Source organism: Chitinophaga jiangningensis (assembly GCF_900142605.1).
Taxonomy (GTDB): Bacteria; Bacteroidota; Bacteroidia; order Chitinophagales; family Chitinophagaceae; genus Chitinophaga; species Chitinophaga jiangningensis.
Genome location: NZ_FRBL01000001.1, coordinates 992,943 through 1,018,467, shown reverse-complemented (window position 1 = coordinate 1,018,467; position 25,525 = coordinate 992,943). Strand labels below are relative to the sequence as shown.

Below are 25,525 nucleotides of genomic sequence, written 5' to 3'. Positions count from 1 at the left end.
AACAAGCTGCCCGGCAACTTGTTCATACCTGCAATTGAATGTCAGACAAGCGTCCATTAGATATAGCCGTTATTTCAGATGTACACCTCGGCATCTACGGCTGCCACGCCAAAGAGCTCATACAGTACCTGGACAGCATTGATCCGCGGATCCTGGTGCTAAACGGGGATATTATCGATATCTGGCAGTTCAGCAAACGCTACTTCCCTAAGTCCCATACCAAGGTAATCCGCCGCATCCTTAAAATGATCGGCAAAGGCACCCAGGTGGTATACCTCACCGGTAACCATGACGAAGCCATGCGCAAATACTCCGGGTTTGAGCTCAGCAACTTCAAAATCGACGATAAGCTGATCATCGACATAGACGGGAAAAAACACTGGTTTTTCCATGGTGACGTATACGACGTGACCATGAAAAACTCAAAATGGCTGGCTAAGCTGGGAGGAAAGGGCTATGATCTCCTGATTATCCTCAATCGCCTCGTAAACAATACCCTGGAAAAATTTGGCAAAGAGAAGATGTCCTTCTCCAAAAAAGTAAAACAGGGGGTAAAACAGGCCGTGAAATTTATTTCCGACTTCGAACAAACTGTAGCAGAAATAGCCGCAGATAAACATATTGACGTAGTATGCTGTGGACATATCCACCAGCCACTCATTAAAGAAATGCAGGTAGGTGATAAAACCGTTACCTACCTCAACTCCGGCGACTGGGTAGAAAGCCTTACCTCACTCGAATATGCCAACCAGCAATGGAACCTGTACCAACACCCTGTTTCCAAGTCCCGCGTGGTCATCCCTGAAGACGAAGACGACCGCCCGCTGGTGTTCCCTTCCAATGCCTTTTAATTTTTTACACATTTTATAAAAAGTCATAAGTTTCACATAAACATAACAGGTACTTAATATTAAATTAAAAGTAGGGTTCTACTTTTGCCAGTAAATAAACAAGTATCCGTATTGGACCTTTTGGAACAGAAAGATCATACATCAAGATGAAAGTACTGAAGTTACATCCACTCATGACAATTTCCCTCCTGCAAATGCAACTGCAACGTTTGCTGTCCTGTAACGTAGCAGTATATATGCGTCATTCTGTGGCTAATGCGTTTGATACCCTCAAAGAAGCCGGTTTCGATGAAGAAAACCTGATCGAATTTCCTATCGATGAAACTTTAAGCCTGCGGGAGTTTGAAGAAGAAGTGGAAGAACGGTTCAACTTCACCCTGGAATTGTGCAATAAAGACAATAAACCTTTTACCAATAAAAGCCAGCACCTGTTTCAGATATCTTCTTCCCAACCAAAAAAGGAAGAAAAAAATTATCAGCTGGATATTTCACTGGATATGCTGATGAATAACAGGCAGTTTCCTTCGCAGAATATTTCTTTTTAAGTATCCTTACCATTTTGTTTGCGAATGGGTCAGGGCCGCAGGCCCTGACCCATTCGCTTTATTACGCGTGCCTGCGGCACGCGTAATAAAGCGAATGGGAATTCGTATACCCGATACAGTTAGTACGATTTAATATTAGGATAACCATCCGTTAATACGCTGTTAATATCAGACAAATACTTTTGTAACAGAAATTAGAATGCGATCAGCACCAGATTAGAATCAACGTTTCTGTATACATAGCTTATAAATTACTTCATCCGTGCAACGAATTTATTCTGTACCGTTTTTTACACTGATAGTAATATGTCTCCTTTCACTATCAGCCTTAGCCACAGGACCGGGAAAAGTGACCGGAAAAGTTACCGACAAAAAAACCGGTGAAGCCATTCCAGGCGTTACCATTATAGTACAGGGAACATCCCAGGGTACTGTTACCGACGTAGAAGGCCGCTATGCGCTGGCTGTTACCTCCGGTACCTATACTATCGACTTCAAATATATGGGCTATCAAACGAAGTCCATCAGCGAAGTAAAAGTAAATGATAATCACGCTGCCAGCCTGGATGTAATCCTGGAAGTAGCAGCCTCCAAAGACCTGAAAGAAGTAGTGATCAAAGGCTCCTATAAACAGGAAACCATTAATGCGCTCTACGCTGCACAAAAAAATAATGCGGTGGTATCTGATGGTATCTCTGCTGACCTGATCCGCAAATCACCTGATAAAAACACCGGTGAAGTACTGAAGCGTGTAAGTGGTACCAGCATACAGGATAATAAGTTTGTAGTAGTACGGGGTTTAAGTGAGAGATATAATACCACCCTCATGAACAACGCCGTGATGCCGAGCACGGAACCGGATAAAAAGGCCTTCTCCTTTGATATCATCCCTTCGAACCTGATTGATAATATCACCATCTTTAAAACGGCTTCTCCTGACCTGCCAGCTGACTTTGCCGGCGGTGCAGTGAAAGTATCCACCAAAGACTTTCCTGATCAGGCTTTTCTGGATTTACAGCTGAGCACTGGTTACAATACACAAACTACTTTCAAAGATTTTTATACGACTCCACCAAAAGGAAAAACAGATTGGTTAGGTTTTGACGACGGCTCAAGAAAATTACCAGATGCTTATAAAAATGCTGCTAAAGGTAATTACAGCCTGCTGCCTGATGCGGATAAAATTGCTATCGCCAAACAGTTTCCTAACAGCTATAGCAGCGGCGACCTGCAAGGCAAAAGCCGTCCTCCTTTCGGCGTGCAGCTGGCCAACGGAAACAGTTGGCACACAAAAGGCAATAACCGTTTCGGCTATATCTTCTCCCTAAACTATAGTAACAGCCTGCGCCGCATCTACCGCGAGCGTAGCGAGCAAAACGTGACAGAACACCTTTTTGATTATAAAGATTATTCCTATACCCAAGCCAATAACCTGGGTGCTGTACTGAACCTCGCTTACAATTTTGGAAACAACAAAATTGCGTTCAAGAACTTCTTTAACAACGATTTTAACAACATATTCACCAATCGTGCAGGACTGCAATATGATAACAATGCAGGTCAGCCACGTATCAGCTATAACGCTGAAATGACGCAGAACAGCCTGTACAATTCCACCGTAGAAGGTACACATGTGCTGGGTAACAGAAAATGGAATGTGGACTGGAATATCGCTTATGGCCGTGCTGCCAGAAACCAGCCTGACCAGCGTATCCTCTCTTTCAAACAGTACGCAGGGGATAACTTCTATACCTTAACACTGTCAAACGAAAACAACCCTAACATCCGCGAAGCCGGTCGCGTATACACCAAGTTGACCGAGAATATCTACAGTGCTAACCTGAACATTGCCTTACCATTTGAGCTGTTTGGACAATCGCAGAAATTTAAGTTCGGTGGTACAAAAGTCTACAGAAGCCGCGATTTTTCTGCCGTTGCATTGGGGTACGCTTCTGCTGTGTCTAATACCAATATTGCACTGGATAAAGGCCTGACTGTTGACCAGATTTTCACTAACGAAAATATCGACCGATACAAAATACTGCTGGCGAAAATCGACCTGAATAATAAAGACTATAAAGGTACCGGCGATCTCACAGGCGGCTACCTGATGCTGGATAATAAACTCGCGGATGCACTGCGACTGGTATGGGGTGCAAGAGTAGAATCCTATACACAGGAACTGACTACTGCCGGCGAACCAAAGCAGCACTACAGCAATGTGGATGTATTGCCTTCGTTGAATGCCACCTATGCACTGAACGAGCAATCCAACCTTCGCTTCTCCTACTCGCAAACGGTGAACCGCCCTGAATTTCGTGAGCTGGCTATGTTCCGTTACTATGATTTTGATAACGAATACCTGATTGAAGGTAATAAGAACCTGCAACGAGCCCTGGCTAATAACCTGGATCTGAGATGGGAAATGTTCCCGGGCGCAGGCGAAATCCTCTCTGCATCTGTGTTCTATAAACACTTCAAAAATCCGATCGAACAAACCAACGATGGTAACAGCATCCTATCCTACAATAACGCACCAAGCGCTACAGATATCGGTGCTGAACTGGAATTCCGCAAGCGTTTAAACTTTATTTCTTCTTCATCCATATTTGATAACCTCGTATTCTATGCGAATGCGGCCTACATCAATTCCAATGTAGATCTGCCAGCCGGCAGCGACGGTAAGAAAACGCCGTTACAGGGACAATCGCCTTACCTGATCAATGGCGGATTGACTTATGCCCCGGCGGACAATGACTTCTCCCTAAACCTCCTGTATAACAGAATTGGCCAGCGCCTCCGGTTCAGAGGTACTGCTGATGGACTGGATACTTACGAGCGCCCGAGAGATATTATTGACTTCCAGATCAGCAAGAAAGTATTTCATAAAGCAGGTGAATTCAGGTTAAATATCAGCGATATCCTGGCACAGCCGATTGCATGGTATTATAAGTTCCCCGGCAGTGATAAAACTGCTTACCAGGCAGGACACGATTACATTGTGAATTCCGTGAAACCAGGTACCACTTTCACCCTTTCATTCAGATATAATTTTCTTTCCAAAAAATAATTAAATCTGCACACAACATGAACAAGAATTATGTACTGGCACTGATGGCCGCTGCATCACTCGCTGCCTGCAGTAAGAATGATGATAACAACAGCACGCCTCCGCCAACAACGTCTAAAGACACAGTAATGGTAAGGAATACTATTTCTGCTAACACTACCTGGTCTAAAAACAAAGTATATGTACTCCGTGGATATGTATACGTAGATGCTCCTGCAAAACTGACAATCGAAGCTGGTACTAAAATTATCTCTTACCGTGATTCTGCTGGTGTGCTGTTAGTGTACAAAGGCGCGAAAATCGACGCAAATGGTACTACTGATAACCCAATCGTTTTCACTTCCGGTCATGCTGACGCTAAGCCTGGCGACCTGGGTGGTGTAATCCTGGTGGGTAACGCTACTGGTAACGGTAACCACTCTAAACTGGAAGGTGGTGTAGATGCTGCACATACCCTGTTTGGTGGTACGGATGATACGGATAACTCTGGTAGCCTGACTTACACCCGTATCGAATACGGTGGTAAAGCAGTAGCGCCAAATGATGAGATCAATGGTCTCACGCTGTATGGTGTTGGTAGCGGTACTACCCTCCACCACATTCAGATCCTGAATGGCCTGGATGATGCGCTGGAAATTTTCGGTGGTACGGCAAACCTGAAATACATTATCGCTTACAATAACGCAGATGATGATTTCGATTTTGATGATGGTTACAGAGGTAAAATCCAGTATGCTGTTTCTATCAAACAGCCTTCTTTCACCGATACTAAAACCGGTGGTGATGTGTCCAACAACTTTGAAGTGGATAACACCAACCCTAATACCAAACCTATTACTACCACCCCAATCACTGCGCCTGTACTGTCTAACTTTACCGCCATGGGCCCTGGCGTTGGTACTTCCGTAAGTAAAGATTATGGTTATGGTATGCGTTGGAGAAGAGGTTCTAAATTTGTACTCGGTAACTCTATCGTAGCTAACTCTTACCTGGCTGCACTGCGTATCGATGATCAGGTAGGTATCGACTTCTACACTGCCGGTGACAGCAAATTTGCTAATTCCCTGCTGCAGGGTGCGGGTACTGAAAGCATCTCCCTGTTTGCAAATGGTGGGGTGGTAAATGCTGCTGCACTGACTTTGCTGGTTACTGGCCGTGATGCTTCTACCATCTTTGGTGCAGCTAACCTGGCTGATCTGAAACTGAAAGATCCTACCAACAATGCCAATCCGGATCTGACACCACAAACCGGTTCTCCTGCGTTAACAGGTGCTAAGTTTGATGGTTCTCTGAACGATGCATTCTTTGACAAAGTAGCTTACCGTGGTGCAGTGGATCCTGCTAATGACTGGACTAAAGCGAAGTGGGTTTCCTGGAACAGAATCGTAAAATAATAGTAACGACTATATAACTCTTTAGCTTAAACGTTGATTTTATAAGCTGTATTTACAATTTAATCCCCCGTCCCGGTTTTCCGGGACGGGTTTTTTATTTAGGTGATTATTTGCCGAGTTTGGCCATGTATTTATCCGGTGCTTTCAGGAAAACTTCCTTGCAGGTAGAAGAGCAGAAGTGCAGGGTATCGGTTTTATAAACGGTCCATTCCTGGTAGCTGGTGTCATAAGGCATTTCGCATACAGGATCAGGCAGTTTATCGGTTACGGCAGCAGTGGTGGCTGCGGGTTCAGCGGTGGCTGTGCCGGTGGTTTCCGCTGGTTTTGACTGCTGCGCACATGACATCATGAAGAGGGCAGCTGCTACGAGTACATATTTCATTTTCGTTCTTATTTTCTATCGAAGTTACGGAGTATTAAAAAATTGGAGAATCACGGGAGATATTAGGGCCCATGATTCTCCAATTACTATTTCCCGGAACGGGAGGAATCTATTGTTATTACCAGATTACAACACGTTTTGCTGCAGGCAATACCATTTTACTGGAATCAGTACAAGCCCATGCCTGCTGGAATTCAACCAGGTGAGGCAGCGGACCGTTGATGCGCCATCTTGCAGGAGAGTGCGGATCTGTTTGTACCTGGTTGCGCAGGGCGGCGTCGGTAATGTTACCGTGCCATACCTGTGCCCATCCGAGGAAGAAGCGCTGCTGCCAGGTGTAGCCATCAATTGGCTTAGGTTGTTCTTTACCTTCGAAGGATTTTTCCAGTGCATGGTAAGCAAGGGTTAAACCACCCAGATCCGCGATGTTTTCACCGATAGTGAGGCCACCGTTGATGTTGAAGCCAGGCAGTACCTGGATGCTGCTGAAGTAATCGATATAGCTTTTCGCCAGTTTATCGAAATTGGTACGATCTGAAGCAGTCCACCAGTTTTTCAGGTTACCATCTGCATCAAATTGAGAACCCTGGTCATCGAAACCGTGGGTAAACTCGTGGCCGATTACGGCGATGATACCACCGTAGTTGATCGCATCGTCAGCATTGGCATTGTAGAACGGAGGCTGGAGGATACCTGCAGGGAACACCACTTCGTTGTTGAGTGGGTTGTAGTAGGCATTCACTGTTTGAGGTGTCATACCCCATTCAGACTTATCAACCGGTTTACCGATTTTAGCTACTGCTTCTTTGTGCTGGTAGTTCATTGCGCTGATGGCGTTCTCTACCAGTTTATCCTTTTCAACTACGATAGTGGAATAGTCTTTCCATTTATCAGGGTAGCCGATTTTGTAGGTAAAGGAAGCCAGTTTTTTATGTGCCATTGCTTTGGTTGAATCGCTCATCCAGGTGAGTTTATCGATTCTTTCGCCATATACTTTACGCACGTTTTCGATCATTTCGGAAACTTTCTTCTTAGAGCTTTCAGGGAAGTATTTAGCTGCGAAGAGTTTTCCCAGCGGCATGCCCAAAGTAGCGTCTGTAGAGCGGATAGCGCGTTCAGGACGGGTTTTCTGTGCTTTTTTACCGGTAAGAACGGTACCGAAGAAGTGGAAGTTTTCGGCATCGAAATCTTTAGGCAGGTAGCCCGCGAAGCGAGTCAGCAGTTGCCATTTGGTATAGGTTTTCAGTACATCCAGCGGGGTTGCTTTCAGCAGTTTGCCAGCGTTGGTGAGGTACGCTTTGTTCTGGATAACGAGGGTATCGGTTTTGATATCCTGTTTGCCGGTGAAGCCATCCCAATCGAAATCAGGCGCCAGGGCTTTCAGTTCGCCGAAGGCTGCGCGGTTGTAGGTTGCCACCGGGTCACGCAGGTCCACGTTGGAGAGCTGTATTTTTGCCAGTTTGGTTTCGAAGTCAAGGATAGTTTTACCTGGGGTTGCCTCTTTGAAGCCGGCCAGGGAGAACATTTTGTTTACGTGTGCTTCGAATTCGGCGCGTACGTTTTTAGTGGCAGAATCCTGTCTTTCGTAATAGCTTTTTTCGCCCAGCGACAAACCGTCCTGGCCCTGATACAGCACGTTCATTTTGCTGTTTTTGGCATCAGCCTCAACATAGAAGCCGGTGAAGGTGGAAACGCCGATTTTACCCAGCTCACCATTTACTGCCGACCAGTCGGCAAGAGTTTTGATACCCTCAATTTTGTCAAGGTAAGGTTGTAATGGGGAGATCCCGCGTTTTTCGATGGTAGCGGTGTCGAGGTAGGAAGCATAGTAGTCAGCGATCTGCTGTTCTTCGGTTCCTTTTTTGAGATCAGTTTTAGCACTGATTTCGGCGATGATACCTTTGAGGCGTACTTCCTTGTTTTCTTTGTCGAGGATGTTAAAAGCGCCCCAACGGCTTTCTGTAGAAGGTACAGGGTTGTTTTTCTTCCAATTGCCGTTTACGAAGTTGTCGAAATCGTCACAGGCTTTTACGGAGCTGTCGATATCCGCGAGGTTGAAGGCAGGTACCTTAGTTGTGTCGGCACCAGTGGATTGCGTGGAACTGCCTGAGTTACAAGCTGCAAATGTCACCATTGCAGCGAGTAACGGTAGCTTTACCGCATTAGTTTTACTCATATTATAATCAGGTTTTACTTAAAGTTATAGAAAAGGTACCAAGTATCACAATTGGTATTACATGAGTGGCAAACTTCGGTAAAACTGCCAGAAATACCTAAAAGCCGGAAATTTCTGAATATTTAGGTAGGTTTGTAGCTTATAAAAGGTTGTTGAATGACATTTAAGTTTAGATTATACAGGATTCTGACGTCGATATGCTTGTTTATGTCCAGTTTTACGACGCTAATGGGATTTATTGGATTGATTAGCAGTGGTTTAAATCCACAGATATTCCTCAATGTAGCCTTTTTAAGCCTGTTCTTTGTACATAGCCTGCTGTCGCTCTACCTGCAGCGTAGCTTGCTGATACCCCAGATTCCGCTGAAAGAAAGCACCCCTGGCGGCATCCGCATTACCGGTGGTATTATCATCTTTTTTACTTCCCTGTCCATCATCAGTGGGCTGATCATGCTGGCGAATGCTGATATTTTACTGGCGCCGTTACAGGAAAAGCTGATGTCAGAAAACCCGGAAGCCTTTAAGGATATGAACGTGAGTGTGATTCGGTTGATGGGAGCTATGCTCATTATTTTCCCGGCGCTGTACCTGATTAATGCCATCCTCGGATTCGGCTTCCTGAAAAAATGGAAGCAGCAACAGCAGGAATTGGAAGATAGTAGTCGCCCGGAAGATGATAATCTGATGTTATAAATTAACTAATATCATGGCAATGGAAAAGCATGACATAAAAACCAGGGAAGATATAGAGTTGATGGTGCGATCTTTTTATGACAAGGCTACCAGGGATGACCTGATTGGTTATATTTTCAACGATGTGATGAAGGTGGACTGGCCGAAGCATCTCCCCGTTATGTACGACTTCTGGGATAGTTTGTTACTGGAAGGTACCTATAAGGGGAATGCCATGCAACCACACTTCGCTATTAATAAGCTGGTGCCGTTGGAAACACCGATGTTCCAGCGCTGGCTCCAGATTTTTGAAGCCACTGTAAATGAGTTGTTCATCGGCGAAACTGCTGATCTGGCCATTACCCGGGCCCGTTCCATCAGCGAGATTATGAATTTTAAGATGAACATCATTAATCATCCTGAACAACAGAAAGGTAATATACCGCTCGTTAACCCGGGCAATCAAAACGGATAGCGTATGCAACCATTAGCAGAGCGACTCAGGCCCGCCACCCTTGATGAACTGGTGGGACAGGAACACCTGACCGGAAAAGACAGTATTTTAAGAAAAGCAATTGAGCAGGGCCGCATCCCGTCCATGATCCTTTGGGGACCTCCGGGCGTGGGCAAAACTACCATTGCCAATATTATTGCACATACCCTGAACGTACCGTTTTATACGCTGAGTGCTATTTCAGCAGGCGTAAAAGAGGTGCGGGAAGTGATAGAAATAGCCCGTAAGCAATCACACGCGGTTTTATTTATAGATGAAATCCACCGTTTTAATAAATCGCAGCAGGATGCTTTGCTGGGCGCCGTAGAAAAAGGGATTATCACGCTGATAGGTGCTACCACAGAGAATCCTAGCTTTGAGGTTAATGCGGCGGTGCTTTCCCGCAGCCAGGTATATGTGCTCAAACCTCTCGGGCCCGAGCAGTTGATGCAGTTGCTCCATCAGGCTATGGAGAGAGATAAATGGCTGCAGTCGAAAAATATCGAGTTAAAGGAAACGACCGCCCTGTTTAATATCTCCGGGGGAGATGCCCGGAAGTTGTTGAACCTGTTTGAACTGGTGGTAGGCACCATCCAAACCGACCCGGTAGTGATCACCGACAAAGCGGTGATGGAGATTGCACAGCAGCGCGTGGCTATTTATGATAAAAGCGGTGAGCAGCACTATGATATTATATCTGCCTTTATAAAATCCATCCGTGGCAGCGATCCCAATGCAGCCGTGTATTACCTGGCCCGTATGATTGACGGCGGTGAGGATGTGAAATTTATTGCGCGGCGACTCGTAATCCTGGCTTCCGAGGATATAGGAAATGCGAACCCCAATGCCTTATTACTGGCTACTAACTGCTTCCAGGCAGTAACGATGATCGGTTATCCGGAATCACGCATTATATTGTCACAGTGTGTTACCTACCTGGCCTCCTCGCCAAAGAGTAATGCCTCGTATATGGCAATCAATGCAGCACAGTCGATGGTAGCAAAAACCGGAGACCTGCCGGTGCCGATGCATATCAGGAACGCCCCGACGAAAATGATGAAGGAAATGGGGTATAGTAAAGGATATGCTTATGCACATGATTATGATAATAACTTTGTGACACAGGAATTTTTACCTGAAGCAATTGCCGGTACTAAGTTTTATGATCCCGGAAAAAATGCCAGGGAAGATGAATTGAGGAGGTATTTGAAGCAGTTGTGGAAGGATAAGTATAATTACTAAATAGTTTATTTTGGAAGGGACCTTTGGTCCCTTTCTGTTTTTTGCAACGCCTTCGGCGTTGCGGGGAGTTCCGCGCTGCGCGCGGGCTGCCGGCAGGTAGCCTCAAAAAAAAGTCATGCTATTTTTCCCGCTCTTTATCCAGGATGGTAAACTCGCAGGAGATCCTTTCTCCGTTCTCATCAACGAGTGTAATCGTATGCTTTCCGGCCTGTGGACGTAGCGCCATCTGATGGAAGTCCGTAGTAGTACCAAGGAAATTATTATCCAGGCTCCAGAATATTTTAGCGGCCGTATTGCGGTGTGTGGCCGTGAAGATCGTTTGTCCGGGATTACCATCGATTTCTACGGGTACGAATATACGTGTATTAGGGCGTGGGTAAATCAGTTCCATCGGGGCTTTATCCAGCCCTAAGGAAGCCAGGCAATCCGGCTTGTATGGCGGTAGTGGCTCGTAATAGTTTTTGCTGCGGTAATAATATTCCTGCGAGGGGGGTAACACAAACCAGGGTTTGTGTTGCATATACTGGGGAGATTCACAGGCTTCTGTTACGCGGAACTGCCCGTTACGGTCCAGGTGTATGAGTTGGTGATAAGGGCACACCCCTGACCTGATACCTGCTGCTGGTACCCAGATGGAATCTTTTTCTTCACAGATTTCACTTGCCCTGAAACCGCTTTTGCGACAGACTTCCACTTTTTTCATTTGTTCAAAAGGGGGCGTGAACCAGCTATTGGCGGGCAGTAGGCGGAATATGTCAAACAGTATGGGCGCTGCGGTGGATACGCCAATAAGGCCTGGCCTTCCTTCGCCGTCGGCGTTGCCTACCCATACGCCTACTACGTACTGTGGGGTCACTCCTATGGCCCAGCCGTCTCTGAAGCCAAAGCTGGTACCTGTTTTCCAGGCGATGCGTTGTGAAGAGGAAAACTGTTGCCACAGCAGTTCTTCGCCTGGGCGCATTACTTCCGTCATGGCTTCGAAGGTCCACCAGATGCTGGCTGCATCTAAAGGGGCGCTGTTGCTGAGGCCATGCCGGGAAGGTTGTGCCGCGTTGTGCATATAGTTAGGGGCATGAATATCATCTGCGTCATATTTCCCTTTGTATTGGTCGAGGTGTAGCAGCATACGGGCCATGCTGGCGTACATGCCGCCCATTTCCCACAGGGTGGTTTCGCCGCCGCCGAGGATCATGGAAAGTCCGTAGTGGTCTGCGGGTTTGTTGAGTGTGGAGATGCCCATTTGCTTCAGCAACACATGAAAGCGTTCGTAGCGGTAAGTTTGCAGCATGCGTACTGCCGGTATATTGAGTGAGCGGGCCAGCGCGTGGGAAGCTGGCACGGCGCCGTCGTAGCCGAGGTCAAAGTTTTGCGGGGAGTAGCCGGCAATCTGGGTGGGTACATCCGGGATGAGGGTGTTGGGCAGGATCATTCCATCGTGCAGCATGGCTGCATACAGGATGGGTTTGAGGGTGCTGCCCGGGCTGCGCCTGGCCTGGATGATGTCCACATGGCTTTCGAGTTCAGGATCGGCGGTGTTGTATATATTACCGACGTAGGCAAGCGCGTTACCGGTTTCTACGTCGAGTACCAGTGCAGCGGCGTTGTTGATGCCGTTGGCTTTATAGCTCTGGTGATAGCGTGTAACGATGTCCGTTACATTTTTTTGCAGCGCAGCATCCAGGGTACTTTTAATACGTGTGGGGATATCGGTTGATTGTTGTTTATAGTCGCTGCGAAATTTGTCGAGCAGGTGCGGTGCAAACTGTGGCAGCGGCAAAGGCTGGTCCGGCAAAGGTTCCAGCTGCGCCAGTTCGTAGGTGGACTGGTCGATTGTTTTATTTACATACAGTTTATGCAGCAGTTGATTACGTTTAGCCATCAAAGTTTGTCTGTTTCTTCCAGGGTGCACCAGTGCCGGACTGTTTGGTAGTACTGCCAGCGCTGCCATTTCGCCCCAGGAGAGTTGGTTTGCATTCCTTCCATAATAACGCCAGGCGGCGGCTTCCAGTCCTACCACGTTTCCACCGAAGGGGGCGTTGGCGGCATACAGGGCAAGTATTTTATTTTTTGATGCACCGAATTCCAGTCTGGTTGCCAGTATAGCTTCGATACATTTTTGCCAGAGGGTGCGTGGTTTATTGCGGGCGATGCGGATTACCTGCATGGTAAGGGTACTGCCGCCGCTCACCACTTTATGGCCGGTAATGTTTTGTTTTATGGCGCGGGCCATGGCGATAGGATCAACGCCCCAATGATAACGAAAACGTTTATCCTCATAGGCAATGATGCATCTGCGAAATTTTTCCGGAACGGCTTCCTGGTATGGAAACCGCCACTGGCCGTCCGTTGCGATGGTCGCGCTGAGCAGGTCGCCATTACTATCTTCCAAAACAAAAGAAGTAGGATGATTAAAAAGGTTTTTAGGTAAGCAAAAGTAATAGGCAATCAGGAGCGCGGTGAGGGCGGACAGCCACCACTTTTTGCGCAGGCACCATTGTTTGAATTGGAGTCGGGTCATCAGGGTGCAATGATAGGATAAAAGTTTGATCTGTTCATTATCATCATTCCCCGAATGAAGAATGAACAAAAGGAACAGCCTGAATTTGAAAGGTTCTTGATAGCTTGCGATATTGTTTTTAACCAATCATTTCTAAATCCATATCTTATGACCGAAGCACAATTTGGCGAATTAGTCAAACACATCAAGCATTCCCACAATGAGGTGATCAGAAGTGTAAATGTTAATCTCATTAATCTTTACTGGCAGGTGGGTGAGTATATCCATAATAAGATGAAGACTTCCGCATGGGGAGAAAAAACGATCAGAGAACTCGCGGATTACATTGCTGAAAATCATCCGGAGTTAAAGGGATTTAACCGGCCAGGTTTATATCGCATGCGTTTATTTTACAAAATGTATTATCAGGATATCGATAGTTATAAATTATCAGATAAGGTAATGCATTCTGATAATCAACCTGATATAATTGTCTCAACAGCGTTGAGACAATTTAGCGATATTCGTAATACGATGTTGGTGAAAGTAACATGGTCGCACCATCTCGTATTAATGGGATTAAAATACAGTGATGAAATTAAATTCTATCTGGAACTAGCTATCCGGGAAAATTATACTGTAAGGGAACTAGAACGCCAGCATAAAGCAGCATTGTTCGAACGCTACAAAGTTGGTCAGTATACTATTCCTGATGCTGTTAAAAATCACCATGCAGATACCAGCAGCGCCTTTAAAGACAGCTATGTATTTGAGTTTCTGAATCTTCCGGAATCATTCAAAGAAAGGGATTTGCAGGCCGCGTTGAATGAACGTATTAAAGCCTTTGTATTGGAGCTTGGTAAGGATTTTATTTTTATGGAAGAGAATTACCGGGTACAGGTAGGTAATGTAGATTTCTTTATTGACTTGCTGTTTTATCACCGTAAGCTCCACTGTATGGTTGCGTTTGAGCTTAAGACCGGCGAGTTCAAACCAGAGTATTTAAAAAAGCTAAGTTTTTACCTGGAAGCACTTGACAGGGATGTGAAGTATGACGAGGAGAAACCCAGTGTGGGTGTACTGCTTTGCCAGGAAAAGAATTCACAGATAGTGGAATATTCTATTAACCGTGAATTATCACCAATTCTTATTGCAGAGTACCAAACATTTTTGCCAAATAAAGAAATGTTGCGAAAGAAATTTACGGAGTTGTTCCAGAATGAAAAGACTGAGTGAGAGGTAGGAAGAGTTAATAAAAAGCTGCCACATTCCGTGGCAGCTCCTGGTTTGACTGACTATGGTATAAATCGTACTTACTTCAAGCTAAAGCCCGTCTCTTTCACGTCTCTGCTATTTCCGCCAATAAAGAGTTTGAACTCGCCTGGTTCAGCAGCATATTTCAATTCGTTATTATAAAATTTCAGGTCGTTTTCAGTGATGGTAAAAGTCACCTGTCTGGATTCACCTGCTTTAAGCGCAATGCGCTGGAATCCTTTCAGCTCTTTCACCGGCCTGGTGATGCTTGCAACCACATCGCGGGTGTACAGCTGCACAATTTCCACTCCATCCTGTTTTCCAGTATTCGTTACCGTTACAGTAGCCTTGATGTTGCCACCTGTGGAAAGCGTGTTGGCAGATAAACGGATATCACTGTAACTAAACGTCGTATAACTTAAGCCGTAGCCGAAAGGATACAGTGGTTCATTTGATACATCCAGGTAGTTGGAGCGGAATTTAGTAAACCATTTATCATTGCCGGCAAGTGGGCGGCCGGTAGGTTTTTGTCCGTAGTAAAGCGGTACCTGACCTACGTTTTGTGGGAAACTGGTAGTGAGTTTGCCGGAAGGATTTACTGCTCCAAACAGCACATCCGCAATGGCGGCACCAGCTTCGCACCCACCGAACCATACGTTCAGGATGGCCGGTACATGTTCACTTTCCCAAACCAATGTCATAGGGCGACCAGCGAAGAGCACCAGCACTACCGGTTTACCGGTGGCTACCAGCGCCGCCAGCAATTCTTTCTGTGTATCAGGAATACCTATATCTGTTCTGCTGGCGCTCTCACCACTCATTTCGGAGGCTTCACCGAGTGCAGCAACAATAATATCAGATTTAGCGGCTGCTTCCAACGCTTCTTTTCTTAGCTCGGCAGCGCTGCGGCCATCTCTATGCAGGGAGCGGCCAAACATGGTGCTGTTGATTTCCAGCATGGAGTCCGCAGTAAGGTTGGAGCCTTTCGCGTAATTGATGGTTACCTGGCTGCCTACTTCTTTTTGCAACGCTTCGCGCAGCGAAGCATGCTTAGTGATATCGGCAGATACAGACCAGGTACCGGTCATGTTTTCCCTGGAATCAGCCAGTGGCCCGATCAGCGCAATAGAACCCTGTTTTTTCAGTGGCAGCAGCTGTTGCTGGTTGCGCAGCAATACAAATGATTCAGTGGCTGCTTTGCGGGCTTCCAGGCGATTTTGAGCAGTGTAAATGTCACCGGTACGGTCGCCCTTGGAATTGCGGTATGGGTCCGCAAACAGGCCTAATTTGTATTTAGCTTCCAGTATGCGGCGACAGGCAGTATTGATGGTATTGATATCGATCTTACCTTCTTTCAGTGATTGGGCAATGGTGCCGGTAAAGCCTTCGCCTACCATATCCATGTCTGTGCCTGCCTTCAGTGCCAGTGCAGACACCTGTTGGAGGTCACCCAGGCCATGTGCAATCATTTCGTTGATGGCAGTATAATCCGTTACTACAAAGCCTTTGAAGCCCCATTGTTTGCGGAGTACGTCCGTCATCAGCCATTTGTTGGCGGTGGCGGGAATACCATCTACATCATTGAAGGAGGTCATAACAGTAGCTGCACCGGCATCTACCGCCGCTTTGTAGGGAGGAAAGTAGTCGTTGTACATGCGTACATGACTCATATCCGTAGTGTTATAATCCCTCCCTGCTTCTGCTGCACCATATAGTGCAAAGTGTTTTACGCAGGCGAGGATGTTACTGTTTTCAGAAAAATTATTGCCCTGGTAACCTTTTACCATGGCAGCAGCAATTTTAGAACCGAGGTACGGATCTTCACCGGAGCCTTCTGCAATCCTTCCCCAGCGGGCATCGCGGGCAATGTCCACCATAGGGGAAAATGTCCAGTTGATACCATCCGCGCTGGCTTCGATCGCAGCAATGCGTGCACTTTTTTCAATCATATCCATATCCCAGGAGCAGGATAATGCCAGGGGAATAGGAAAGGTTGTTTTGTAGCCATGCACCACATCCAATCCAAAGAGTAAGGGGATTTTCATGCGGGACTGATCCATGGCGATCTGCTGCGTTCTGCGGATATCTTCTACCTTGGTCATGTTGAGCATAGCGCCTACCTGACCCGCTTTAATCTTAGCTTCCACACCGGTGCTCACTGCAGAACCGGTTACTACTTCACCGGAAGTGAGCAGGTTCAGCTGTCCGATCTTTTCTTCCAGCGTCATTTTATTCATCAGCGCGTCCACAAATGTTTTCATTTGTTGCTGATTTTGTGCAATTGCTGTGTGGCAAAACAGACTGAAAGCCAGCAACAGCAGTAATTTTGTGTGTCTCATATCAGGATCGTGTGGAAAATGTGATTAAAAACGAATGGTGCAAACTACCGGGAAATGGTCTGAAGGAAAACGCAGGTCCCGGGAATCTGTCAGTACTGCGTAGTTCAGTACTTCTATATTATTATTAACAAAGATAAAGTCGATTCGGCCTTCTTTAACCACATTTATCCAATTATGGTATTTAAAGTCCTGGAAGGTGCTGTCCGGACCGTATGGTTTGCTTTTGGATACCAGTTTAGCATCATTGAACTGCCGGGCCATGGTGCCGTATGCGCTGGTGGCAGGGCTTGAATTGAAATCTCCCGTAATAATCACCGGTGTGGATGGATCTGACAGCTGATGAATTTTCTCCAGAATCATTTTTGCTGAATTTTCCCGTGCCTGCACGCCTTCGTTATCAAAGTGGGTATTGAAGAAGTAGAATGTTTTGCCGGTAGTTTTTTCTGACAGCTGTGCCCAGGTGCATATGCGGATATAGGCGGCATCCCAGCCTTTGGAAGGTACTTCCGGGGTTGGTGAAAGCCAGAAGTTACCTGACTTTACGAGCTCGTACTTTTCTTTATTATAAAATATGGCAGAGAACTCGCCGCCTTCTTTTCCATCATTTCTCCCTACACCTACATGTGCATAAGCCGGCATTGCTTCGAGGTCGTGCATTTGGTCAATGAGGGCTTCCTGTACACCAAATACATCAAAATGATGGTATTGAATCAGGTCGCGCACCATTTCTTTACGGTGAGGCCATGCATTTGCGCTATCATAAGCAATGTTGAGGCGGAGGTTGAAGGTAGCAGCTTTCATGGTTACCAGCTGTTGATCTACCAGGTGTGGTGCCAGGGCTTTCTGCCAGATGCGGTAGCCAACTGGCTTCATGTGCAGCTGATCTTCCTTGAAGAGTTCTGCCTTGATGGTACCGTTGGCATTCAGCATTTTGCTATATACGTCTACAAACGAAGTGTTAGGCTGTTTGGCCAGGAATTGTTGAATGGCCTTGTTGGTTTTCACCATTTCCGGCATCAGGCGGGCCCTGCTGGGACTAGGTTTTATGGAGATGTAGGTGACAGAGGTGTTAGGCATCCGCTGTCTGATCATCGTGTACAGGGTTTGAAAGCGCTTAAGCACTGCCGTTGCCTTTACGGTATCAGATGCCAGGTCATTCTCTCCGCAATAAATTACTATTTGCTTCGGTTTGTAGGCAAAAATGACATCGTTGGCGTAGTGCATTACGTCCAGGAGGTTAGAGCCGCCGAAGCCACGGTTAATAATGTGGTGGCCGGGGAAATAGTTATTCACATCCTGCCAGTAGGTAAAAGAAGAGCTGCCGATAAACAGTATTTCGTTTCCGGTAGGGGCATCAATGGAGTCCTGGTGTTTGAACGCCTGAATGTCAGCATAGTAAGGATATTGCTGTTGGGCAAAGGAGCTGCTGAAAAAGCAGAGGCATAGTACTGCAACCAAAATTTTTCTCATGGAACGTCGATTAATAGCTTCACTTTGATGTATAGTGTTACAAAGCTACCATCTTACCCCATAGGGGCATAAAAAATTTATCTGGTTTGGCGGTCGCGCAGCACGATAGTGTTGGTATCGCGCTTAATAATTTCTGTATTCAGCACGGTGGAAAGCACGAAGAGTGCGTCGTCCAGTGACGATATCAGGATGGGTCCGTTTACGGTTCTGTTGCTCAGGGCTTTATTCTCCATGATGATTTTCTTACCAAAGTTATCTTCCAGGTAGAGGAGGATATCGTTCACTTTCGGGTCTTGCAGGATAAGTTTTTGCTCTTTCCAGGCGGAGAATTTTTCAGGAGAGGTGCCGGAGGTGATGAGTTTTTTTTCTATATCGTTATAGGCTACCAGTTGGCCGGGTTCCATGATGATGTCCGGTTCTTTACCGCTGCTAAAGTGGAGTTTGATCTTGCCGCTTTGCAGTACTACTTCGGTTTTCCGGCGGCGCTGGCGAATGTCGAACACGGTGCCAAGTACGGAAACGGTGAGGTCTTTGGTATGTACCAGGAACTTTTCACCGGCCTTTATATGATTAGTATCTTTATTAATATGACTGACATTGAACAGTGCTTCTCCTTCCAGCCATACTTCCCTGTCGTTTCCCTGCTGCCAGTTTTTGCGGTAGGTGATTTTAGAATTGGCGTTTAGGTCCACCTGGGAGCCATCGGGCAGGGTTACCTTGCGCATTTCTCCGTAACCGGTGCTGGCAATCAGCTGTTCGTTGTTGTTGTAAATAAACAGGTAAGTGCCTGTAATCAGTACCAGGCCTGCCACTACCGCGGCTACTCTGAACAGGGTACGGCGTGAGATGAAACGTACTTTGGCGGCCGGTGCAGGCTGCGACAGCGTAGCCTGTATTGCCTGAAAGTGTTGCTGCCAGGAGGCTTCTACTTCCTCATCAGAGGGAGTATGGGTAGCAAACGTGATGCTCTTTAAGTATCTGCGGGCATTTTCTATGGCTTCCTTTTGCTGGGGAACGGCGTGGATCACTTCCTGCCAGAAGTGTTCGGAGTCCGCTGTTGGTGTATACACCCATTCCTGGAAATAGGAATCCGTAAGAAAATCGCTTTCCTTATAGTGAATATATTTATGTGCGATGGATTCTTTTTTCATTCTATTTAATATAGTATCCGGTGCTGCTATTTTTACCCCAAACTATTTTATAAATTTTCTTCAAATTGTATAAACAGCAAATATTAGAATAATAACATAAAGAACATAACCTTTTCTTTGAGCGCTAACAAGCTCCTGGCCATAATCTTATACGTAGCTTTTACCGAGATATTCAGAATGGATGCCACTTCTTTGTATGAAAGATTTTCATAAAACTTGAGGAAGATCGCCTCCAGCTGGCGGCCCGTCAGTGTTTTTATTGCTTTTTGTAGTTTAACTTGCATTTCCTCGTTGAGCTCATGGCTAACAATGACATGCTCGATAGAGAATTCATGTTCTTCCTCTGCAGACTGATTGAATATTATTTTATCGTGCTGCCTGATTTTTTTAATGAGAACGTACCGGAATGAAGAGTAGAGATAAAAATTGGGTGATTCTACATGCGATAGTTTCTCACGCCTGTTCCACAAATCCAGGAATACCTCCTGAATGCTGTCTTCTATTAGATGTGTGTTACTGGTAAACTTCCTGCCGTAGTTGTAAAACCGCTTGTAATATTCTTTGTACAATCCGGAGTAGGCTTCGATATCGCCATTCATTATATGTTGAAAAACCGGATTGTCCATTGTTAAGGTCAGAGATTGGAAAGTTGTGTCCTACAAAATTATCGAAAAAGGAAACGATAATACCAGTTTTTGAGACTTTAGAACCAGCTTATTATGTTAAGTAATTGTTATCAGAAATACTAATGTATGGTAGCCATAGTGAATATGAGAAAAATAAAAATTGATACAGAGAATTTAATGTTATGATTGTCAATAAGTTATAAAATTGTTAGTATTATGCTTGGCCATAGGCATTTTTAATGCCCCATCAGGCCCGAAAAAAATTTAAATCCACCATGGGGTAATTTTTTACGTTCCTGTCACTAACACCTTAAAAGGAACAAATTCCACTTTAACTAACGAAAAAAAATTCGCCAACTATGACGCTGCGCTATTTTAAGCGGTTGCTTGTCGTACTATTGCTGGCTGCAACCAGCCAGGTGTATGCACAGAAAGCTGTCCCTGTAATTGATGCCTTGAAAGCTATTACCCGCGAGTTCAAAGCAGATTTTGTTTATGATCCGCAGGTAGTTAAGAAAAAGACAACCACCTACAATGTTTCCAACTTCGCCGGAAAGTCGCTGGAAGACGTATTGAAAGGAGTGCTCTACCCTAACGACCTCGTATTTCTCTACGTAAAGCCTAACTACTACACTATCGTAGAAAAGGACCGCGTTGGCGAATACCAGGCCCCCGCCAAAAAATTAAATGAAGACAATCTCCAGGCTACCGCACCCGCTAACCAGAAGGTGAAAGTAAGCGGTATCGTTACTGATGCCAACGGTCGCCTATTCAGCGTAATGGTAGTTGAAAAAGGTACCTCCAATGGTACCATGACCAAAGAAGACGGGAGTTACACCCTCACCGTTTCAGGTCCTAACGCCGTTCTGGCTTATTCTATTATTGGCTATACCACCAAAGAAGAAGTGGTAGGCAGTCGCACCGCCATCGATGTACAACTGGCTGAATCTACCAAGCAGCTGGGAGAAGTGGTAGTTACCGCACTCGGTGTTAAACGTGATGAAAAAGCACTCGGTTACGCCGTACAGTCTGTAAAAGGTTCCAATATGCAGACGGTGAAAGGTGTGGATCTCGGTACTTCCCTTACTGGTCAGGTTTCCGGTCTGACTGTTAAAAACTCTACAGAATTCAACGGTGCACCCAAGCTCGAAATGCGTGGTGAAACACCGCTGCTGGTGATCGATGGAGTACCTTATGGTAATATGACCCTGCGTGATATCCCTACTGACGATATCGAAAGCATCAATATGCTGAAAGGCCCTACTGCCGCAGCATTGTATGGTGCACGTGGCGCCGCCGGTGCGGTGATGATCACTACCAAACGTGGTAAGGAAGATCGCCTCACTATCGATGTGAACAGCAATACCATGTTTAATCTCGGCTACCTCGCTATTCCTGAAGTGCAAACTTCCTATGGCCATGGTCTGGATGGTAAAATTGCGACCGACTACGTTTGGGGCCCTAAACTGGACATCGGTAAAACTGCTGTACAGTGGAATCCTATCACCAAACAGAATGAGGAAATGCCACTGGTATCCAGCGGTAAAGACAACCTGAAAAATTTCATGGAAACAGGTTTGATCACCAATAACAGCGTAAGCGTTACCAAAGGTGGACAAAATGGTTTCTTCAGAGCAGGTCTGAATCACATCTACAACAAAGGCCAGTTTCCAAATCAGAAACTGAATATCCTTAACTATACGATGAGTGGCGAACTGAAAGCAGGTGATAAATTCACCCTGGAAAGCCACATGGGATACACCCGTACTACCGCTCCACAACTCTGGGGCAGCGCTTACGATCAACAGGGTTATATCTACCAAATCCTGATGTGGACTGGTCCGGACTACGATATTCGTCAGTATAAAGACTATTGGGTGAAACCAAATGTTCAGCAAAACTGGCTGTACAACGCCTGGTATGACAACCCTTATTTGATTGCATACGAAAAAACAAGAAGTACGGAACAGAATAAACTGAACGCCAGCCTGGTAATGAACTACAACTTTACCAAAGACCTGAAACTGATGTTCAGAAACGGTTACGACTATTATAAAAATGAAGACGTGGTGCAAAACCCTGCTGGGATTAATTCTACCAGGGGTATGACCATCGGTAATACTTTTGCGTTCGACTTTAGTGGTAAAGGTCTTTATGGCCAGAACCAGTCATGGGGTAATAGTATTAACTCTGACCTGATTCTGACCTACAACAAACAAATTGGTAAATGGAATATCGACGCGTTGGGCGGTGGATCTCTCTTCTATTATAAACAAAGAGAGCAGGGTGCAAAAACCAGAAATGGTTTAGCAGTGCCAGGCTGGTACTCTCTGGCTAACGCGGTGCCTTCTACTACTGCGGGCGTGGATGGTATCATCAACACTTACGGTACCTGGGCACGTCAAACCAACTCAGTGTATGGTAAAGCTACCCTCTCCTGGAACAGTGCTGTATTCCTTGATGTAACCGGAAGAAACGACTGGAGCTCCACACAGGCTGCTGATGCAAGGTCTTACTTCTATCCATCTGTGGCTACCAGCGTACTGATGTCTGAGTTTATCAAAATGCCGGAATGGATTGATATGTGGAAAGTGAGAGGCTCCTGGACCATGACCAAAACTCCGCTGGACGTATATGCCAATAACCTGGCTTATACAATTAACAACAGTTGGGGTACTACCAGTGCTACTACGCCGGATAACCTGGCAGGAAGCAATCTGTTGCCAACTACTACCCGCACCTGGGAGTTTGGTACAGCTGCTTACCTTTTCCAAAAACGCCTGCACGTAGATGTGGCTTACTTTACCAAGCTGTATTACAACAACCAGATCAAACAAACTCTCGCACCTTCTTCCGGATATGCTACTACACTGATCAACACCGACGAAACTTATGCTCGTCGCGGTGTGGAAATCACGCTGGATGGTACTGTAATGAAGCAGGGTAAGTTCCAGTGGAATTCCATGGTGAACTTCTCTACGCAGCACAGATACTTTGTGGATATTGATCCTGTATATTCTGCTAAAAACCTCTGGACTAAATCCGGTGGCCGTTATGATGTGTATGCAAGAACAGGTAAGGCGCTCAGAGATCCTCAGGGTAACCTGATTCACCAGGGTGGCCAGGTACAGTTTAATCCTTACACACAACAGTTTGGTTATACGGATCCTGACTTTGTATTCGGCTTTATCAACAACTTCACATACGGTAACTGGAACCTCGGTATCTCCATTGATGGCCGTATTGGTGGTGTATTGTATGATTATATCTATGCTAAAATGTTTGATACCGGCTCTAACCCTGAAACTGATAACCAGTGGCGTTATGATGAGGTGGTTAACGGTCTGAAAAACTATGTGGGTAATGGGGTGAAAATAGTGAGCGGTGAAGTAACCTACGACAACTTCGGTCAAATCAAAACTGATACCCGTAAGTATGCGCCGAATGATGTGCCGGTTAGCTACCAGGCATATGCACGCAGGTTAGGTAACTCCAGCGAAACAGGTGTTATGAGTAAGAGCTTTGTGAAAGTACGTGAGATATCCTTGGGTTATAAGTTCCCGCAGGCATGGTTCGGTAAATCCGGTATCAAAAACGCTTCTGTAGCTGTAACTGGTCAGAACCTGTTCCTGTTCACTAAATTCAAATACTCCGATCCGGATGTTGATTCCGAAGATATGAACGCGCCTGCTCAACGTATGGTGGGTGTTAACATTAAGGTTGGATTCTAAAATTATATACTAACATGACTAAGCATATATCTAAAATATCTGTTATTGCAGCACTGGTGACTGGTTTTGGTCTTAGTAGCTGTACTAAAAAGTTTGATGATATCAACACCAATCCTGATAAGCCCTCCCAGGCTTCGTCAGAATGGCTGGCTACCAATATGCTGACTTCCATTACCTCTAAGGATATTTCCCAGGGTACAGGTTTTCGTCAGCCATTTTCTCTGGGGAAGTATATCAGCTGGACAGAGTTGGTGAGCGATAACCAATATAACAAGCTCACAAGGGTGGATTTTGCACGTTTGCTGGTACTGCGTGATGTAGAGCCTATGATCAAAAATGCAAGTACACCTGAATTAAAAACAACGTTTGAAGGCTTCGGTCATTTCATCCGCGCATGGCAGTTTTTCCTGACCACCATGCAGGTGGGAGATATTCCTTACTCTCAGGCTATTCAGGGGTCTACCGGTGTTATCAAAGCTAAATACGATACGCAGAAAGAAGTATTCATCGGTATCCTGAAAGAGCTGGATCAGGCAGATTCACTGTTTTCAAAAGGTGTGAACTTTACTGGTGATTTCATTTACCAGGGTAATGTGGATAAGTGGAGAAGGTTAGCCAATACCTTCCAGCTGCATGTGTTGATGAACCTGTACAAGAAAACCGCTGACGCAGATCTGGATGTAGTCAATAAGTTCAAGGCTGTGGCTGCACGTCCGCTGATGCGCGATTACAATGATAACTTTGCAGTTACTTACACCGCATCTGCCGGTTATGCCTACCCATGGTCTAATACCCCGGCGCAAATCAACTCTTTTGTGGATTACCCGGTAATGTCCAACAGCCTCATGGATCCAATGATCGCTTCACAGGACAGACGCGTGTTTTACATGGCGGAACCTGCACCAGCTTTAATTAAAGCAGGCAAGTCAGCCAGCGATTTTACCGCTTATCTGGGTATCGATCCTGCCGACGAAATGTCTACGATCGTAACCAGAAAAACCGCCGGCAATTCATGTGGTGTAAATAAACGTTACGAGCAGCTGTATAACGCTGAACCAGTTGGCCTGATGAACTACTGGGACCTGCAGTTTATCCTGGCAGAAGCTACAGTTCGTGGCTGGATTGCCGGTACAGATGCGCAGACCTACTATGCAAATGGTATCAAGTCGCACATGAACTTCTATGTAAAATATACACCTGCTTCCTATGCACATGGCATGGTGATGGACGATGCGTATATCAATGCATTTCCTGCTACGGTAGCGTTGACAGGTTCTACAGAGAATCAGATCAAGCAGATCATTACGCAGAAGTATATCGCAGGTTTCTTCCAGAACTCTGATTTCACCGCATGGTATGAAAACAGACGTACAGGTTACCCGGCATTTACCATCAATCCGGCGACTAACCTGAATACTCCTGCTTCTGCAATGCCTTTGAGATGGCTGTATCCACAAAAAGAACTGGATTACAACGCCGGAAATCTGAGCACTGCGCTGCAAACACAGTATGGTGGCAATGATGATAACAATGTTGTTATGTGGTTGCTGAAATAGGCTTTAACAAGATCAGATATAAAAAGGGTGTTCCGATTTCGGAACACCCTTTTACTTTTGTAGAGACGCGCTGCGC

17 protein-coding genes are annotated in these 25,525 nt (G+C 45.8%); 10 read left to right on the top strand and 7 right to left on the bottom strand.

Going from position 1 to position 25,525, the window contains the following annotated elements; all coding sequences use genetic code 11:
- Nucleotides 1-38 precede the first annotated feature (38 nt).
- The 4 genes from BUB18_RS04205 to BUB18_RS04190 all read left to right on the top strand — a co-directional run bounded on the left by BUB18_RS04205 (nucleotide 39) and on the right by BUB18_RS04190 (nucleotide 5,860).
- Nucleotides 39-851, top strand: a complete 813-nt coding sequence (locus BUB18_RS04205; protein ID WP_073078262.1) for a UDP-2,3-diacylglucosamine diphosphatase — start codon at nucleotides 39-41, stop codon at nucleotides 849-851.
- A 146-nt stretch (nucleotides 852-997) separates the two neighbouring features.
- Entirely contained in the window at nucleotides 998-1,396 is a 399-nt protein-coding gene (locus BUB18_RS04200) for a hypothetical protein (RefSeq protein WP_073078260.1), read from the top strand.
- Between the two features lie 262 nt (nucleotides 1,397-1,658).
- Nucleotides 1,659-4,466 carry a TonB-dependent receptor gene (locus BUB18_RS04195; RefSeq protein ID WP_083549334.1) on the top strand — a complete coding sequence of 936 codons (2,808 nt, stop codon included), beginning with the start codon at nucleotides 1,659-1,661 and terminating at the stop codon, nucleotides 4,464-4,466.
- A 17-nt stretch (nucleotides 4,467-4,483) separates the two neighbouring features.
- Complete coding sequence (locus tag BUB18_RS04190; protein ID WP_073078258.1) at nucleotides 4,484-5,860, top strand: hypothetical protein; 1,377 nt, start codon at nucleotides 4,484-4,486, stop codon at nucleotides 5,858-5,860.
- Nucleotides 5,861-5,966: 106 nt separating this feature from the next.
- On the opposite strand, the gene BUB18_RS04185 is transcribed toward BUB18_RS04190, so the two are convergent.
- Both BUB18_RS04185 and BUB18_RS04180 read right to left on the bottom strand, forming a co-directional pair.
- Nucleotides 5,967-6,242, bottom strand: coding sequence for a YHS domain-containing protein (locus tag BUB18_RS04185; protein ID WP_073078256.1), 276 nt, complete (start codon nucleotides 6,240-6,242; stop codon nucleotides 5,967-5,969).
- A gap of 118 nt (nucleotides 6,243-6,360) precedes the next feature.
- A complete protein-coding gene (locus BUB18_RS04180; protein WP_073078255.1) occupies nucleotides 6,361-8,418 on the bottom strand; it encodes a M13 family metallopeptidase in 2,058 nt (685 codons plus the stop codon).
- Between the two features lie 207 nt (nucleotides 8,419-8,625).
- Here BUB18_RS04180 and BUB18_RS04175 point away from each other — a divergent pair, with 207 nt between their 5' ends.
- Genes BUB18_RS04175 through BUB18_RS04165 form a run of 3 tightly spaced genes read left to right on the top strand, consistent with a single transcriptional unit; the run spans nucleotide 8,626 to nucleotide 10,825 of the window.
- A complete protein-coding gene (locus BUB18_RS04175) occupies nucleotides 8,626-9,111 on the top strand; it encodes a hypothetical protein (protein ID WP_143159816.1) in 486 nt (161 codons plus the stop codon).
- Between the two features lie 19 nt (nucleotides 9,112-9,130).
- On the top strand, nucleotides 9,131-9,565 hold the full coding sequence (locus BUB18_RS04170) for a group III truncated hemoglobin (protein WP_073078498.1): 435 nt from the start codon (nucleotides 9,131-9,133) through the stop codon (nucleotides 9,563-9,565).
- A gap of 3 nt (nucleotides 9,566-9,568) precedes the next feature.
- The gene (locus BUB18_RS04165) at nucleotides 9,569-10,825 is read left to right on the top strand and encodes a replication-associated recombination protein A (RefSeq protein WP_073078251.1); all 1,257 of its coding nucleotides are present in this window, start codon (nucleotides 9,569-9,571) and stop codon (nucleotides 10,823-10,825) included.
- 118 nt (nucleotides 10,826-10,943) lie between these two features.
- On the opposite strand, the gene pbpC is transcribed toward BUB18_RS04165, so the two are convergent.
- Nucleotides 10,944-13,343: a penicillin-binding protein 1C gene (gene pbpC / locus BUB18_RS04160; RefSeq protein ID WP_073078250.1), complete on the bottom strand. Its 2,400-nt coding sequence runs from the start codon at nucleotides 13,341-13,343 to the stop codon at nucleotides 10,944-10,946.
- Between the two features lie 147 nt (nucleotides 13,344-13,490).
- On the opposite strand from pbpC, the gene BUB18_RS04155 reads away from it, so the two are divergent.
- Nucleotides 13,491-14,558 carry a PDDEXK nuclease domain-containing protein gene (locus BUB18_RS04155; RefSeq protein WP_073078493.1) on the top strand — a complete coding sequence of 356 codons (1,068 nt, stop codon included), beginning with the start codon at nucleotides 13,491-13,493 and terminating at the stop codon, nucleotides 14,556-14,558.
- A gap of 77 nt (nucleotides 14,559-14,635) precedes the next feature.
- Here the strand turns inward: BUB18_RS04155 and bglX are convergent, their stop codons facing one another.
- The 4 genes from bglX to BUB18_RS04130 all read right to left on the bottom strand — a co-directional run bounded on the left by bglX (nucleotide 14,636) and on the right by BUB18_RS04130 (nucleotide 20,135).
- On the bottom strand, nucleotides 14,636-16,837 hold the full coding sequence (gene bglX, locus BUB18_RS04150; protein ID WP_245805608.1) for a beta-glucosidase BglX: 2,202 nt from the start codon (nucleotides 16,835-16,837) through the stop codon (nucleotides 14,636-14,638).
- Between the two features lie 102 nt (nucleotides 16,838-16,939).
- Nucleotides 16,940-18,385: an endonuclease/exonuclease/phosphatase family protein gene (locus BUB18_RS29810; protein WP_083549332.1), complete on the bottom strand. Its 1,446-nt coding sequence runs from the start codon at nucleotides 18,383-18,385 to the stop codon at nucleotides 16,940-16,942.
- Between the two features lie 77 nt (nucleotides 18,386-18,462).
- Nucleotides 18,463-19,536 (bottom strand): FecR family protein, encoded by a 1,074-nt coding sequence (locus BUB18_RS04135; RefSeq protein WP_073078247.1) that lies wholly within the window; start codon nucleotides 19,534-19,536, stop codon nucleotides 18,463-18,465.
- Nucleotides 19,537-19,619: 83 nt separating this feature from the next.
- Nucleotides 19,620-20,135, bottom strand: a complete 516-nt coding sequence (locus BUB18_RS04130; RefSeq protein ID WP_178372080.1) for an RNA polymerase sigma factor — start codon at nucleotides 20,133-20,135, stop codon at nucleotides 19,620-19,622.
- Between the two features lie 386 nt (nucleotides 20,136-20,521).
- Here BUB18_RS04130 and BUB18_RS04125 point away from each other — a divergent pair, with 386 nt between their 5' ends.
- Both BUB18_RS04125 and BUB18_RS04120 read left to right on the top strand, forming a co-directional pair.
- Nucleotides 20,522-23,893, top strand: coding sequence for a SusC/RagA family TonB-linked outer membrane protein (locus tag BUB18_RS04125; protein ID WP_073078243.1), 3,372 nt, complete (start codon nucleotides 20,522-20,524; stop codon nucleotides 23,891-23,893).
- A gap of 14 nt (nucleotides 23,894-23,907) precedes the next feature.
- Entirely contained in the window at nucleotides 23,908-25,449 is a 1,542-nt protein-coding gene (locus BUB18_RS04120) for a SusD/RagB family nutrient-binding outer membrane lipoprotein (RefSeq protein ID WP_073078241.1), read from the top strand.
- The last annotated feature ends 76 nt before the right edge of the window (nucleotides 25,450-25,525 follow it).